Genomic DNA, 14,161 nt, shown 5'->3' with positions numbered 1-14,161 from the left:
GCCTATTCCGCCGCTGGCTTCCAGCCGATGGAGCGCGATACGCCCTGGGTTTCCTCGACCAGCGCCGCGGCGATCTCGGCGGCGCTGGGCACGATCGCCTGGCCGGGCGGTTCGCGGAAGATCAGCGTGATGACGGTGGACAGCGCGCCCTGGTAGTCGAGGATGGGCGCGGCCAGGGCCGACAGGTTGTTGACGTAGTGGCCGTGGTTCTCGGCATAGCCGCGTGCGCGCACGGCCTGCCTCGTCTGGTCCAGGTCGGCGGCGGCCATGCGTTCGCCCCGCGCCTTGGCGCGCGCGACTTCCTTCTGGATGAAGGGTTTGGTGATGGCCGGCGGGAGGTGGGCCATGAAGACGATGCCCGAGGCCGAGGTCAGGACCGGGAACACCGATCCCAGGCCGAGGTCGGTGCCGATCAGGAAAGTGCTGCGCTTGAGCCGTATGCAGGTCGGCCCCGATTCGCCCCACACGCACAGCAGGCCCGTCAGGTCGAAGCGCGTACAGATGCGGTCCAGCGCCTGCGAGGCCAGTGTGAAGACGTCGGTCTTGGTCATGGCCGATACGCCCCAGCGCAGCGCCTGCGGCCCCAGGCCGTAGTGGCCGGTGGCCGGATCCTGCACGACCAGCCCCGACTTGGCGAAGCTGGTCAGGTAGCGGTGCGCCTGGCTGGCCGAGATGCCGGCGTCCCTGCCGATGTCGCGCAGCGGCAGCGAGCCGGTGGCGGCTGCCAGTGCGTCGATGACCCGCACGCCCACTTCGACGGACTGGATGCCTTTCTTTTCGCGCACGGCGGGCGTTGCGGCACGCTTGGGCTGTTTCGATGCGGGCATGCGGGGCAGCCTGTCAGATGGTGGACGGGATCACGGCGGTCCTCCCAGCGCCCGCTCGACCGCGGCCTCGGCATGCAGCCGGGTGGTGTCGTAGCAGGCGAGAGGCGGCGCGGCGCCGTCCAGCAGCAGCGGCAGTTCGGTGCATCCGACGACGACCGCCTGCAGGCCGGCGAGCCGCATTCCGTCAATGATCGCCAGCACCCGTCGGCGCGAGCCGGGATCGATGCGGCCGCGCGTCAGCTCGTCGACGATGATGGCGTCCAGCGCCGCGCAGTCCTCGGAAGCCGGCGGAACCAGTTCGATGCCGTGGTGGTCGCGGTACCAGTCCCTGTAGAAGGGCGACATGGTGACGTGGCGGGTGCCGATCAGGCCGGCGCGATCCAGGCCGGCGGCTCGCAGCGCGGTGGCCGTGGGAGTGCCGATGTGCAGCAGGGGCAGGCCGACGCCGCGTTCGACCTCGTCGGCGAAGCGGTGGGCGGTGTTGGCGGTCAGCAGGAAGAAGCCGGCGCCGGCACGCGCCAGCCGCTGGCCCGCATGGACGAGCGATGCGCCCACATCGCCCCAGCGGCCGTCGGCGCCGGCCTGCAGCAGCGGCTCGAAGTCCAGCGTGACGAGGATGCTCTCGGCGTTGTGGTGGCCGCCGGCGCGGCGCTGCATGGCCTCGTTGATCAGCCGGTAGTACAGGGCCGACGATTCCCAGCTCATGCCGCCTATGAGGCCGATCAGCTGTGTTTGTGGCATGGGTCGAATTCCTCCGGCATGGCTGGGCGCCCGAAATTCGAGGAATTGTACTATGAACAATATATTGGCTATTGTGCAATAGCGGCCGGGGTTCCGGCCGATGCCCGTGCGCCCGCGCCAGCCGGGCGCCGCACGCAGGGCGTCGGGCCCGTATCCGCCCGATTTCCATGCGCGCCTGGAGGCGAGCCGGCACCGGTCAGCCCGTTGCCGCGCCCGGTGCCGCCGCCAGTTCCCTGAGCCTGGCCTTCGATATCTTGCCCACGCCGATGCGGGGGAAATCCTCGACGAACACGACCTCGCGCGGCACCTTGTACTTGGCCAGTTCCCGCCGGCATGCCTCGACGATGGCGTCGGCCAGCCCCGTGACGCCGCCGTCCGCCGGCAGCCGCACGAAGGCGACGGGAACTTCGCCGTAGGCGGCATCGGGCCGGCCGACCACGGCCACTTCGCTCACCCGGGGCACCGTCCGGATGACCCGCTCTATCTCGGCCGCGGAGACCCCTTCGCCGCCGACCTTGAGCAGGTCCTTGGCGCGGTCGCCGAACTGGATCGAGCCGTCTTCATGCAACAGCACGCTGTCGCCCGTCCTGAAGTAGCCATCATCGTCGAAGGCGTCCCGCGTCGCTTGGGCATTGCCGAAGTACTCGGCAAACAGGGTGATCCCCCGTATGCCACGGACCAGAAGATTGCCGCGTTCGCCGGGCAGGCAGTCGCGGCCCCGGTCGTCGACGATGCGTACGCCGTAGCCGGCGGATGGGCGGCCGATGGCGCCGGGCCGGGGAGGCGACCACGGATCGGTGACGATGCCTTGCGCGACCATTTCGGTCATGCCCCACGCTCCCATCATCCTGATGCCGAAATGGGCCTCGTGCTCGGGCAGCCAAAGCGCATTGCACCATTGCCGGAAGGCGTGGCCGCGGGGAACGGGCATGCCCGCCAGCACGTTGGCACTGAAGATGACGTGAGATCCCACGGTGCTGCGATGCTCGAGCGCGACCGGCCAATAGCGGCTGGCCGAGAAGCGGGGCTGCAGGACGATGCTGGCGCCGGCCCAGAGCGCGGGAAAGACCGACCAGGACAGGCCGACCACGTGGAACAGCGGCAGGAACACCTGGAACACGTCGTCGCCGCGCAGGCCTTGCTGCATGGCGCCGAGTCTGCCGGCCCACAAGGCGTTGGCATGCGTCCATGCCACGCCCTTGGGACGCGAGGTCGTGCCACTCGTGAACAGCACGGACAGCGGCGCCGCCGCGTCGGGCGGGCGTTGCGGCGCGGGCGCGGCCAGCAGCGCGGCGTGGCGTTCGTCGGGCCGTGGCGCGGTGGCGGCGTCGGCGGGCTGCCCGGCATCGTCGTCGGTGATCGCCAGCCATTTCAGGCCGGGGCAATGGCCGCGGATCTTCGCCGCGAATTTCGGATGCGTGACGGCCCCGCAGGCCTCCGTCAGTTCGGCGAAATAGGCCAGTTCCGGTCCGGCGGCCATGGCATTGGTGGGAACACAGACGGCGCCCAGATGCGCGCAGGCGAAATACGTCAGCAGGAATTCCGGACAGTTCTCCAGGTGCATCAGGACGCGGTCGCCGACGCGCACGCCGCGCCTTTGCAGGCCGCCCGCCAGCGAGGCGACCTGTCCGGCGAACTCGGCGTAGGTCCAGGTGCGCGATACGCCGGGCTCCGGCGCCCAGGTCAGGAACGGGTGTCCGGGCCGCTCGGCCGCCTTCCTGCGGAGCAATGTGGCCAGATCGTGGCCGGTGAATTGAAGCAGCGCGTCCTGGTGTGTCATGGCGCGGGATCCCACGAACTGTGCTCGAGCCAATGTTCGAGCATCCATAGGCGGTCCACCCCCCAGAGGGGTTGGCCGTCGACGATGAAGAAAGGCACGCCGAACACCCCCTGGGCGACCGCGTGATCCACCTCTTCCTTGAGCGCGGCCTTGATGCCGGGCGATTCCATGCCTTGGCCCAGCGCCGCGGTGTCCACGCCCAGCAATGCCGCTTCCTCCAGGACCGCTTCCGCGGTGGAGATGTCTTCCCCCTTGGCCCACAGCCTGGCGCAGATGGCGCGCGCAAAGCGCGCGGCCTGCGCGGAATCGTGCCGCTTCAACCAGAGGAAGGCGCGCAGCGCGCGGATGGGGGACACGTCCGGGTGGCGCAGCTCGCATATCGGCACGCCCAGCAGACGCGCCATGCGGTGCTTGTCCTGCCGGGAGTAATCGGCCTTGAGCGGCGTCGCCGGAACCGGCTTCAATCCCATCACCTGCAGTACCGTGACGCTCAGGAGCACCGGCCGCCAGTCCACCTGCCTGCCATGGCGCGCCGCCAGTGTCTCGATTTGGGTCGAAGCCAGGTAGCCATAGGGAGAGATCGGATCGAAGTAGAAGGCGATGGGGGAAGGCTGGTCCATGCCTACAACTTCTCGATGCCGGCCGCCTTCACGATGCCGCTCCATCGCGTCAGCTCGCTGGCGATGAGACGCGAGAACTCGGCGGCCGTGCTGGTTTCCGGATCCAGCCCCATGGCGGCATACCGTTGTTGGACTTCCGGTAGCGCGATTACGCGATGTACCTCGCGCTGGAGACGGTCGACGATGGCCGGCGGCGTGCCGGCGGGGGCCAGCAATCCTTGCCACAGCTGCACGTCCAGGCCCTTGAGTCCCAGGCTGGTGAAGGTCGGCACGCCCGGAAACGAGGGGTGTTCGGCACGCGAGGTGATCGCTATGGCCTTGAGCTTGCCCGTCTTCAAGCCGGCGCCGATGGAAATCGAGTCGGAAATGGTCGCCAGCACGTCGTTGGCGATGGCGGCATTGACCGCGTCGGTACTGCCCTTGTAAAGGATTTCCTGGAACCGGGAACCCGCCTGCAGGTTGAGCTGTTCGCCGATCAGGCGAAACGGCGCGGCCGCGGACGAATAATTGGCTTTTTCGGGATGCGCCTTCGCATAGGCCAGCAGCTCGGGCAAGCTCTGGGCGGGCCCGCTCTTGTTGACGGCCATCAGCACCGGCAGCGACGCGACCAGCGAAATCGGAGCGAAATCCCTGGCGGCGTCGTACTTCACTTCCTTGTACAGCGCGGGGTTGATCGCGAGCGCGCCACTGGCGCCCAGCAGGATGGTGTAGCCGTCGGGCGCCGCGCGGGCCACGTACTCCGTCGCGATCATCGAGGCCGCGCCTGGGCGGTTCTCGACCACCACTTGCACCCCCAGCCCTTCGGACATTTTCTGCGCGAGCACGCGCGCCAGGATGTCGCTGCCGCCGCCGGCGGTATAGCCCACTACCAGGCGTACCGGCCGCGTGGGGTAGTCGTTCGCGAAGGCGGGGGCGTGTACGAACGCGGCGAGCACGACGGCCCCCGCCGACAGGCGTTTGCAAGGCATGGTGTCTCCTGAGTCATTGGCCGCTTCTGCTCGGCTGGCCGATCGCTGGCAGGGACAATATAAGGCTTCCTTACAATATGCGTAACGAGGGGGAACCCTAGCTCGGCGCGCTACATCTTCAAGGCCCGGCCCTGCAGCTTGTCGACCACGCGGAACAGCGTCGCGCGTTCCTGCGCCGACAGGCCCGACAGCAGGTCTTCCTGGAATTCCAGGGCCACGGGAACGATGGCCCAGTAGACCTCCTGGCCGGCATCGGTCAGGTCCAGGAAGGCTTCGCGCCTGTCGTTCTCGTTGGGCCGCCGCCGGATCAGTCCCGCCGCCTCGAGATCGGTGATCGCGCGCGAGACCATGACCTTGGTCATGCGGGTCTTGGCGCAGATATCGCGTGCGGTCATCGCGGCGTGTTCCCCTTCCGCGCCGCGCCGCTCACCCAGGAAGGAAATCACGCGCCAGCGCGGGCCGTCGATGCCGAAGCGTTCGGAATACGCCGCATAACTGCGCGCGAAGCGGTCGGCGACCAGGCTCGACAGCATGTTCAGCCGGTAGGGCAGGAAGGCGTCGAGCTGCAGGGAAGGGTGTTCGCCTGCCGGGCGGGAGGAAGCGGGCGTCGATCGCTTGATGGCCATGGGGACGAAGCAGGGTCTGGTGCCAAAGGGCGAATTCTAGTCCTCTTGCCGCGGCGGACGCAGGCCTGGGTGGCGCAGGCACCCGGGTTTTGCCTAGTCGCCGAACCTTCGGAAATCGCTTGACTTGGTTTCATAGGAAACCAATACTGTTCGGAAATTAGTTTCGTAGGAAACTAATTGCGGCGCATGGACCGCATATCGATTCTTGATGGAGTGTCCGGCATGGCATCGACCGAAGGCATATCGGGCAGTGGCGCGCGATATGACTCCCTTTACTTCGACTATGTGCACCATCCTTTCGAGCTTCCCCCGGAAATGCGCGGGGACGCGCCGGTGCACCAGGTGGTCGTCGCCGGCGCCGGGCCCGTCGGCCTGACCGTGGCGCTGGAGCTTGCCCGGCGCGGCATCGAGGTGGTGGTGCTGGAGGAAGACGACACCGTCAACCGGGGCAGCCGGGCGGTGGGCACCGCGCGGCGCAGCCTGGAGATCTTCGAGCGCATCGGCGCGGGCACGCGTTTCGTCGAGACCGGCGTGTCGTGGAAGGGCGGCCGCAGCTATTACCGGGACAAGCTGGTGCTGGATTTCCAGGTGCAGCAGGATCCGCGGCTCAAGCATCCACCCATGGTGTCGCTGGCGCAGTGCCACGTCGAGCAGTACCTGTACGAGGCGCTGCGCGCCTACCCCAACGTTTCCCTGCGCTGGTCGTCGCGGCTGGAGCATGTCGAACAGGACGGCGAACGGGTGACCGCCCGGGTCCATACGCCGTCCGGGTCCTACGCGTTGCATGCGCAGTGGCTGGTGGCGTGCGACGGCGGCCGTAGCGCGGTGCGCCGCTCGCTGGGCAAGGAGCTGCGGGGCAGCGTGTACGAAGGCCGCTACCTGATCGTCGACATCCAGATGCGCAGCAAGGAACCGCCCGGCCGGCGCGTCTGGTTCGACCCGCCGGCGTTTCCGGGGGCGACCATCATCATGCACAAGCAGCCCTTCGACATCTGGCGCATCGACTACCAGCTGTTGCCCGAAGAGGACCTGGAACGGGAGATCCAGCCCAAGCGGGTGCGCGAGCGGGTGACCGAATTCCTGGCGTCGATAGGCGAGACGGCGGATTGGCAGATCGACTGGATCAGCCCGTACCGCGCACACAGCCTGACGCTGGACGACTACCGCGATGGCCGCGTGCTGTTCGCCGGCGACGCCGCGCACCTGGTCCCCATCTTCGGCGCGCGGGGCATGAACGGCGGCGTGGACGACGCTCACAACCTGGGCTGGAAGCTGGCCTGGGTGGCGGCGGGACAGGCTCCGCCGGCCCTGCTGGATACCTATTCGATCGAACGCGTGGATGCGGCCAGGCAGAACATGGCACTGGCGGAGAAGAGCACGCGTTTCATGACGCCGCCCACGCGCGGGCACGCCGTCATGCAGGAAGCGGTGCTGTCGCTGGCGGTAAGCGAGCCCTTCGTGCGCGAGCTGATCAATCCTCGCCAGGTGACGGAACTGCGCATGACCGGTTCGTCGCTGCGTCTTGCCGACGATGGTTCGTTCGGCCACGGCCCCGCGCCCGGCGCCGTCTGCCCGAACCTGCCATGCGGCGCATCGGCCGGCGGGACGGTGTTCCTGCACGACAGGCTGGGTCGCGATTTCACGCTGCTGGCGTTCGGCGACGCTGGACTGGGCGACAAGTCGCGGCGCCTGGACGCGCTGCGCGCGTCGATGGGCGTGCCGTTCGGCATCGATGCCGTCGCGCTCGACGATGCCGGGATCGCCGGGGCGTTCGACGCCAGGCCGGGTACGGCCTACCTTGTGCGGCCCGACGGCCACGTGATGGCGCGGTGGCGTGCCTGGGAACCCGAAACGGTGTTGCCGTGCCTGGTGCGCGCGGTGCGCGGTAAAGAGGAGTTGGACCATGCTGGTTGAACAGACATTGCCCGCGGGGCTGCTGGAACGCAATTGGGAGGCGCTGGCCGTCGCGATGAACGCGGCCGGGCCGGACAAGGAGGCGGTCTTCCTGGCCAAGGTCGCCTTGATGTTGTCGTCCATGCTGGCCGATCCGGGCCGGCTGGCGCAGGTCATCGAGGTCGCACTGCGCGACCTGCGGCATGGGGAGCAGGCATGAGCACGGGCGACAAACGCATCGCCATCGCCGGCGCCGGCATAGGCGGCCTGGCCGCGGGGCTGGCCCTGCTCAAGCAGGGCTTCGACGTCGACATCTACGAACAGGCGGCCGAGCTGGGCGAGGTGGGTGCCGGCGTGCAGATCAGCCCCAACGGTACGCGGCTGCTCCAGGCATGGGGGCTGGGCGACGCCATGTTCGAACTGGGCACCCAGACCAGGGGCAAGGAGATCCGCGTCTGGAACACGGCGGACGCCAATCGCTACCTGGAGCTGGGCGCCGCGTCGGTATCGAAGTACGGCGCGCCCTACCTGACGTTCCATCGCGCGGACCTGCATGCGCTGCTGCTGGAAGCCGTGCGGCGGGAGAAACGCGACGCCATTCACCTGAACGCCGCCTTCGCGTCCCTGGGCACGGCTGACGGGGGCGCCGAGATGCGCCTGGCCTCGGGCCGGACCGTCCGGGCCGATGCGCTGATCGGCGCCGACGGCGTCCATTCCAAGGTGCGCCAGGCCTTGTTCGGTGCGGACCGGCCCCGGTTCACCGGCTGCATGGCCTGGCGTGGCCTGATCGACGCGAGCCGCCTGCCGGCATCGATCAACCGCACGGGCGGCGTGTCCTGGCTGGGGCCGACCGCGCACGTGCTGACCTATCCCATCCGCAAGGGACGGATGCTGAACTTCATCGGCATGGTGGACCGGGCGGACTGGACGGTCGAGTCATGGAACGCGCGCGGCACGATAGCGGAATGCCTGGCGGATTTCGAAGGCTGGCACGAGGACGTGATCGCCATGATCGAGCGCATCGAGGTGCCCTACAAATGGGCACTGATCGTGCGCGATACCCTGCCCGTCTGGGTGCGGGGGCACGTCGCCCTGCTGGGCGATGCCTGCCACAGCACGCTGCCCTTCATGGCCCAGGGCGCCAACATGGCGCTGGAAGACGCCATGGTGCTGGGCCGCTGCCTGCGCCGCACACCCGACGACATTCCGGCCGCGCTGGCCTCGTATGAACGCATGCGGGTCGAGCGGACCACGCGGATCGTGAACGAGTCGGCGGCCCAGATCACGCGCGTCCATGCGCCCGTGCTGGCCGAGGCCGGCGCCGCGCGGGAACACATCCGGCGCGAGTGGGAGCCGCACCGTGTCGAGGACCGCTACGACTGGGTCTATGGCTATGACGCCATCGAACAGCCTTTCGCCTAGGAGCGCCGCCATGTCTTCTTCCGCCGCCGACGATCTCGCCATACGGAACCTGCGGCAGCGATGGGCCTTCCATCGCGACCAGGGCGATTTCGCCGGCATGGCCGGCTGCTTCCACCCCGAGGCGACCGCCAGCATCTCGTGGTTCAACGGCAAGGTCGCGGACCTGGTGCCGCTGCTGGCGGCCAGCGACGCGGCGCGCAAGCCCGGCGAACACGGCAAGCACTGGGTCGGGAACTGCCGCGTGGACCAGCGTGGCGACCGGGCCCTGCTGGAGTCCGACATGGCCATCCTGATCCGCGAGCACATCGACGGACAACTGTTCGACTACACCGGCTACTGCCGTTTCCTCGACCAGGTGGAACGCCGCGCCGGCAGGTGGGGCATCCTGCACTGGACGGCGATCTTCGACAAGGACCGCCTCGATCCCGCGCAGGGCGAGGCGCCCCCATGGCTGCGCGAGGTGGATCTGGCGGCCCCGGATGCCGGGCTGGCCTTCATGCGCCTGCGGCAACGCAAGAAGGGCCGCGACGTGCCCGCCTCGACGGTGGTGGGCGGCGGCCAGGCCGAGCAGCAATTGCGGCGCGCGGCCTGGGCATGGCTGGAGCGGCGCGATGGCCAGTGAACATTCCCCCTTGAACGATGAGTCCCGCGTGATGAATCCCTCCACTCTCTGGTACACCCGCTGCCCGGTGCCGACGGCGTTCGGCGTCGCCGTCGAGCGGGGCTTTCTCGATGCCGAACTGGCGCGCGACGGCATCGTGGCGCGTTCGCTCGCATCCAGCACCGACAACCAGGTCAGGCAGTCGCATTTCCACCATTCCCAGCCCAACTCGTTCCGCCACGGCGGCAACGGCCCTCCGCTGGTGACCCGCTCGCGCGGCGGCCGGGTCAGGCTGATCGGCCTGTCGTGGAACGACAGCATCAAGCCCATGCTGGTCATGCCGGACAGCGGCATCGCCTCGGTGCGCGAACTGGCCGGCAGGAAGGTCTCGCTGCCGATACGCGCCGGCGATTCCATCGATTTCTGGAAGGCCTCGTCGCTGCGGGGCACCGAACTCGCGCTGGCGCGCGAGGGCATGACCATGGATGACGTGGCGATGACGCCGGTCTCGACCAACCGGACGTTCATGGACGGAGCGACGGCCTCCACCGCCCGGACGGCCACGCTGTGGGGCGCGCAGTGCATGCTGGGCCACCAGCGCGAGGAAGCCTTCGCGCTGGTCCGGGGCGAGGTGGACGCGCTCTACAGCCAGGGCGCGATTGCCGCCGTGGTCATGGGGTTCACCGGCGCGGTGGCCATCGCCGACGCGGCCTCCAGTCCCGACCTGGCCGGTCGCGTGAACAACGATGCACCGCTGGCCCTGACCGTGAGCGAGGACCTGCTGGCCGAGCAGCCGGAACTGGTGGCGCGCTGCCTGGCCGCGGTCCTGCGCGCGGCCGCCTGGGCGGCGGCCAACGAGCGCGAGGCCAAGCGTGTCATCGCTGCCGACACCGGCCTGCCCGAGGAACTCGTGGACGCGGCCTTTCCGCAGGAGGTCCACCGCCAGCTCGAGGTCGACCTGCGTCCGGAGTGGGTGGAGGCGCTGCGGGTGCAACACGACCACTTGCTGCGGCATGGCTTCCTGGCCGCGCCCATCGACTTCGACCGTTTCGTCGACCATGGCCCGCTGCGGCGCGCCCGGGAAATCCTGGCCGGCGAAGCGGCCGTGTCCCAGTGAACAAAGACAAGGAGACCGCCATGCCCGAGGAATTCACCCGCTTCCTGACCCTGTTCGACCGGCTGGTCCGCTACTCCGACGACTGGGTGGCGCGCATGGACGCCGGCAAGATGGACTGGGCCCCGATCGAGAACGCCAGCACGCGCTTCGGCACGCGGGTGTCGCGCATCACCGTGCGCAGCCTGCTGATCCATACGGTGCTGGCCGAGCGCAACTGGGTGCGCGCCATCCCGGCCTGCGAGCCCGGTGGTGTCATTCCCCTGCCGAGCGATCCCGCCGCCGCGGCCCGTTTCGAACAGGGGGACCTGCGCGCGACGGCGCTTGCCCTGCACGACGAGAACCTCGAGGCGCTGGGCCGCTATACGCCAGCCGAGCTCGGCAAGAAGGTGCACTTCGTCGGCCGGGAATGGTCCGGCATGGGGCTGTTGTGGGGCATGTACGCCCACCGCGCCTTCCACGTCGGCAACATCGACATCTATCTGCGGCAGAGCGACGTGGTCGGGCCCGAGTTCTTCGAGTTCAACCCGGCCATCATGGCCTGATGCCGGTCCCTTTCCCTCTCTTGCGATCCTGACCCATGACCACTTCCCCCCTACGCATCGCGGGCCTGTGCGGCAGCCTGCGCAAAGCCTCCTACAACCGGCTGGCCCTGGAGGCCGCCGGCAGTCTCATGCCGGCCGGCATGGAGCTGTCGGTGCTCGACATCCGGGGCTTTCCCATGTTCGACGCCGACGTCCTGGCCGAAGGAATGCCCACTGCCGTCCGGAAAGTGCGGGAGGCCGTGCGCGGCGCGGATGCCGTGCTGATCGCCAGCCCGGAATACAACTTCTCGGTGTCCGGCGTCCTGAAGAATGCGATCGACTGGATTTCCCGCGGCGACGACCAGCCCTTCGCCGGCAAGCCGGTCGCCATCCTCAGCGCCACCCAGGGGCCGCTGGGCGGTGCGCGGTCACAGTACGACCTGCGCAAGATCATGGTCTTCCTGGACGCCCTGGTGCTGAACAAGCCCGAGGTCTTCATCGGCATGGCGCCGGGCAAGTTCGATGCGGCCGGCGTGCTGGCCGACGCCCCGACCCGGGAGATCCTGGGCCGGCAGATGGCCGCCCTGCAGGCGTTCGTGCAGTTCGTGCGGCGCGGGCGGACCCAGCCCTGACGGGCGGACGGCCGTCCTGCGTCCATATCGTTCCAACCGGAGAATGGCGATGTTCGGATTGATGAAGCGGTTGCTGCGGATCGGGGGCATGGCGATGGTGGGCCTGGCTACCGCGGGTGTCCATGCGCAGGGCTTTCCCGCCAAGCCCTTGCGGTGGATCGTCGGCTATCCGGCCGGCGGGGGCAGCGACAACGCGGTGCGGATACTGGCGGCCAGGCTGGCCGAGAAGCTGGGGCAGCCCGTCATCGTCGAGAATCATCCGGGCGCGGCCACCATCGTCGCGGCGGAAACGGCGGCCAAGTCCGCGCCGGACGGCTACACGCTGTTCTCGGTCGACAACGGCACGGTCGTCTTCAACCCCCTGCTCTACAAGAAACTGCCCTATGACCCATCGCGCGACTTCGCGCCGGTGGCCCTGTACGGCAAGTTTCCGTTGTTGCTGGTGGTGAATCCGCAGGTGGTGCCGGCCGACTCGGTCGCATCGCTGGTGCGCCTGGCCAAGGCGGCGGGCGGATCCATGGGGTATGCCTCGCCCGGCCTGGGCAGTCCGCAGCACCTGGCCGGCGAGCTGTTCAAGGAGATGACCGGCGCGCCGCTGCTGCACGTCCCCTACAAGGGCACCGCGCCGCTGACCCAGGATCTGCTGGGCGGCCATATCGGCGTCTCTTTCATAGGCGTGCCCACCGGCATGCGGCAGGTCCAGGCGGGCAAGCTGCGCGCGCTGGGCGTGGCCGAGGCGTCCCGTCTGCCCTCGCTGCCCGAGATCCCGACCCTGGCCGAGGCCGGGGCGGGCGACATCGTGGCCTATGCCTGGCAGGGCGTGGTCGTGCCGGCGGGGACGCCTGCCGCTACCGTCGACCGGTTGTCGGCGGCCTTGCAGGCGATCGTCAAGAGCCCAGACGTCCAGGCACGCCTGCGCGAGATAGGCGTCGAGCCGATGGAGGGTGGCAAGGCCGACATGGCGGCCCTGACGGCCGGCGACCTGAAGCGCTGGGGGGACGTGATCCGCAAGCGGGGAATCACGCTGGAGCAATAGTGAGGGGATGTGCAAACCTGTATACAGATTTTCCACAGAAAAAGGCGATGATCAGAGATAAGGGGCAAAAATCCTAGGGTTTTCCCGCTATTTCCCTTGTTTTGATTCGGGAGCAAAATCAACCTGTATACAGATTTGATGATGCTCCGTTCCTCGCATGCGCCTAGCCGCTGCCACGGGCCGGGCTCCTGGAGGAAGACCATGTTTCTGAAGAACACCTGGTACGTCGCCTGTACCCCCGATGAAATCGCCGAAAAACCGCTGGGCCGCCAGATCTGCGGCGAACGCATGGTCTTCTACCGGGGCCAGGACGGCAAGGTGTCCGCGCTGGAAGACTTCTGCCCCCATCGCGGCGCGCCGCTGTCGCTGGGTTTCATCGACAAGGGCGAACTGGTCTGCGGCTACCACGGCCTGCGCATGAACCCGGACGGCACCTGCGCCGGCATGGTCGGGCAGCGCGTGCGCGCCTTCCCCAGCATCCGCAGCTACCCCGCCGTGGAACGCTACGGCTTCATCTGGGTGTGGCCGGGCGACGCCGAGCTGGCCGATCCCGCCAAGATCCACCACCTGGAATGGGCCGAGAGCCCCGACTGGGCCTACGGTGGCGGCCTGTACCACATCCATTGCGACTATCGCCTCATGATCGACAACCTCATGGACCTCACCCATGAGACCTACGTCCACGCCAGCAGCATCGGCCAGGCCGAGATCGAGGAATCGGCCCCGTCCACCAAGACCATCGGCGACGAGGTCGTGACCAGCCGCCACATGGAAAACATCAAGCCGCCCCCGTTCTGGGCCGCGGCGCTGCGCGGCAACGGGTTGGCCGACGACGTCCTGTGCGACCGCTGGCAGATCTGCCGCTTCACGCCGCCCAGCCACGTGCTGATCGAAGTGGGCGTGGCGCATGCCGGCAAGGGCGGCTACAACGCGCCGGCCGAGTTCAAGGCCTCGAGCATCGTGGTCGATTTCATCACCCCCGAGACCGAGACCTCGATCTGGTACTTCTGGGGCATGGCGCGCAACTTCAAGCCCAACGACGAACAGCTCACGGCCACTATCCGGGAAGGCCAGGGCAAGATCTTCGGCGAGGACCTGGACATGCTGGAAGCGCAGCAGCGCAACCTGACCGAGAACCCGGGCCGCAAGATCCTGAAGCTCAATATCGATGCCGGCGGCGTGCAGTCGCGCGTCGTGCTGGATCGCCTGCTGGCCGCGGAAGCCGCCGAACGGGCCAGCCGCATCGCGGCGTCCGCCGAAGCGGCAACGGCGCAGGCGGCCGCGGCGGGTTGAAGGGTAGTGTATTGAATCACGACCCGGCATAGACATGCCGGGTTTTTTTGCGCCTATCTATGGCGGCTGGCGCCTCGCCAGGAT

The 14,161-nt window shown here is 68.3% G+C and carries 15 protein-coding genes; 9 read left to right on the top strand and 6 right to left on the bottom strand.

Going from position 1 to position 14,161, the window contains the following annotated elements; translation table 11 throughout:
* Positions 1–2: 2 nt before the first annotated feature.
* The 6 genes from N5K27_RS25550 to N5K27_RS25525 all read right to left on the bottom strand — a co-directional run bounded on the left by N5K27_RS25550 (position 3) and on the right by N5K27_RS25525 (position 5,562).
* On the bottom strand, positions 3–827 hold the full coding sequence (locus tag N5K27_RS25550) for an IclR family transcriptional regulator (RefSeq protein ID WP_279820131.1): 825 nt from the start codon (positions 825–827) through the stop codon (positions 3–5).
* 30 nt (positions 828–857) lie between these two features.
* On the bottom strand, positions 858–1,568 hold the full coding sequence (locus tag N5K27_RS25545; RefSeq protein ID WP_087839003.1) for an amino acid racemase: 711 nt from the start codon (positions 1,566–1,568) through the stop codon (positions 858–860).
* Positions 1,569–1,764: 196 nt separating this feature from the next.
* Positions 1,765–3,348, bottom strand: a complete 1,584-nt coding sequence (locus N5K27_RS25540; RefSeq protein ID WP_087839002.1) for an AMP-binding protein — start codon at positions 3,346–3,348, stop codon at positions 1,765–1,767.
* Positions 3,345–3,968 carry a 2-hydroxychromene-2-carboxylate isomerase gene (locus N5K27_RS25535; protein ID WP_087839001.1) on the bottom strand — a complete coding sequence of 208 codons (624 nt, stop codon included), beginning with the start codon at positions 3,966–3,968 and terminating at the stop codon, positions 3,345–3,347. The genes N5K27_RS25540 and N5K27_RS25535 overlap by 4 nt, the downstream gene beginning before the upstream one ends.
* Before the next feature lie 2 nt (positions 3,969–3,970).
* Positions 3,971–4,936, bottom strand: coding sequence for a tripartite tricarboxylate transporter substrate binding protein (locus N5K27_RS25530; protein WP_087839000.1), 966 nt, complete (start codon positions 4,934–4,936; stop codon positions 3,971–3,973).
* 110 nt (positions 4,937–5,046) lie between these two features.
* Positions 5,047–5,562, bottom strand: coding sequence for a MarR family winged helix-turn-helix transcriptional regulator (locus tag N5K27_RS25525; RefSeq protein WP_087838999.1), 516 nt, complete (start codon positions 5,560–5,562; stop codon positions 5,047–5,049).
* A gap of 222 nt (positions 5,563–5,784) precedes the next feature.
* Between N5K27_RS25525 and N5K27_RS25520 the strand changes: the two genes are divergently transcribed.
* The 9 genes from N5K27_RS25520 (at position 5,785) to N5K27_RS25480 (ending at position 14,077) form a co-directional block, all read left to right on the top strand.
* Positions 5,785–7,476, top strand: a complete 1,692-nt coding sequence (locus N5K27_RS25520) for an FAD-dependent oxidoreductase (protein WP_165963254.1) — start codon at positions 5,785–5,787, stop codon at positions 7,474–7,476.
* Complete coding sequence (locus N5K27_RS25515) at positions 7,466–7,675, top strand: DUF2783 domain-containing protein (RefSeq protein WP_087838997.1); 210 nt, start codon at positions 7,466–7,468, stop codon at positions 7,673–7,675. Before N5K27_RS25520 ends, N5K27_RS25515 begins: the two co-directional genes overlap by 11 nt.
* Positions 7,672–8,877: an FAD-dependent monooxygenase gene (locus N5K27_RS25510; protein WP_087838996.1), complete on the top strand. Its 1,206-nt coding sequence runs from the start codon at positions 7,672–7,674 to the stop codon at positions 8,875–8,877. The genes N5K27_RS25515 and N5K27_RS25510 overlap by 4 nt, the downstream gene beginning before the upstream one ends.
* 10 nt (positions 8,878–8,887) lie before the next feature.
* Positions 8,888–9,499, top strand: coding sequence for a nuclear transport factor 2 family protein (locus N5K27_RS25505; RefSeq protein ID WP_279820123.1), 612 nt, complete (start codon positions 8,888–8,890; stop codon positions 9,497–9,499).
* Positions 9,500–9,530: 31 nt separating this feature from the next.
* The gene (locus N5K27_RS25500; protein WP_279820120.1) at positions 9,531–10,595 is read left to right on the top strand and encodes a hypothetical protein; all 1,065 of its coding nucleotides are present in this window, start codon (positions 9,531–9,533) and stop codon (positions 10,593–10,595) included.
* Positions 10,596–10,615: 20 nt separating this feature from the next.
* The gene (locus N5K27_RS25495) at positions 10,616–11,137 is read left to right on the top strand and encodes a DUF664 domain-containing protein (protein ID WP_132980250.1); all 522 of its coding nucleotides are present in this window, start codon (positions 10,616–10,618) and stop codon (positions 11,135–11,137) included.
* 35 nt (positions 11,138–11,172) lie between these two features.
* Positions 11,173–11,748, top strand: a complete 576-nt coding sequence (locus tag N5K27_RS25490) for an NAD(P)H-dependent oxidoreductase (RefSeq protein WP_279820115.1) — start codon at positions 11,173–11,175, stop codon at positions 11,746–11,748.
* A 49-nt stretch (positions 11,749–11,797) separates the two neighbouring features.
* On the top strand, positions 11,798–12,784 hold the full coding sequence (locus N5K27_RS25485) for a tripartite tricarboxylate transporter substrate binding protein (protein WP_165963257.1): 987 nt from the start codon (positions 11,798–11,800) through the stop codon (positions 12,782–12,784).
* 201 nt (positions 12,785–12,985) lie between these two features.
* The gene (locus N5K27_RS25480; RefSeq protein ID WP_132980252.1) at positions 12,986–14,077 is read left to right on the top strand and encodes an aromatic ring-hydroxylating dioxygenase subunit alpha; all 1,092 of its coding nucleotides are present in this window, start codon (positions 12,986–12,988) and stop codon (positions 14,075–14,077) included.
* Positions 14,078–14,161 lie beyond the last annotated feature (84 nt).

The organism is Pigmentiphaga sp. GD03639, assembly GCF_029845405.1.
GTDB lineage: Bacteria > Pseudomonadota > Gammaproteobacteria > Burkholderiales > Burkholderiaceae_B > Pigmentiphaga > Pigmentiphaga daeguensis.
Note: the sequence above shows the minus strand (reverse complement) of the source record. Positions and strands in the feature narration are given on the sequence as shown.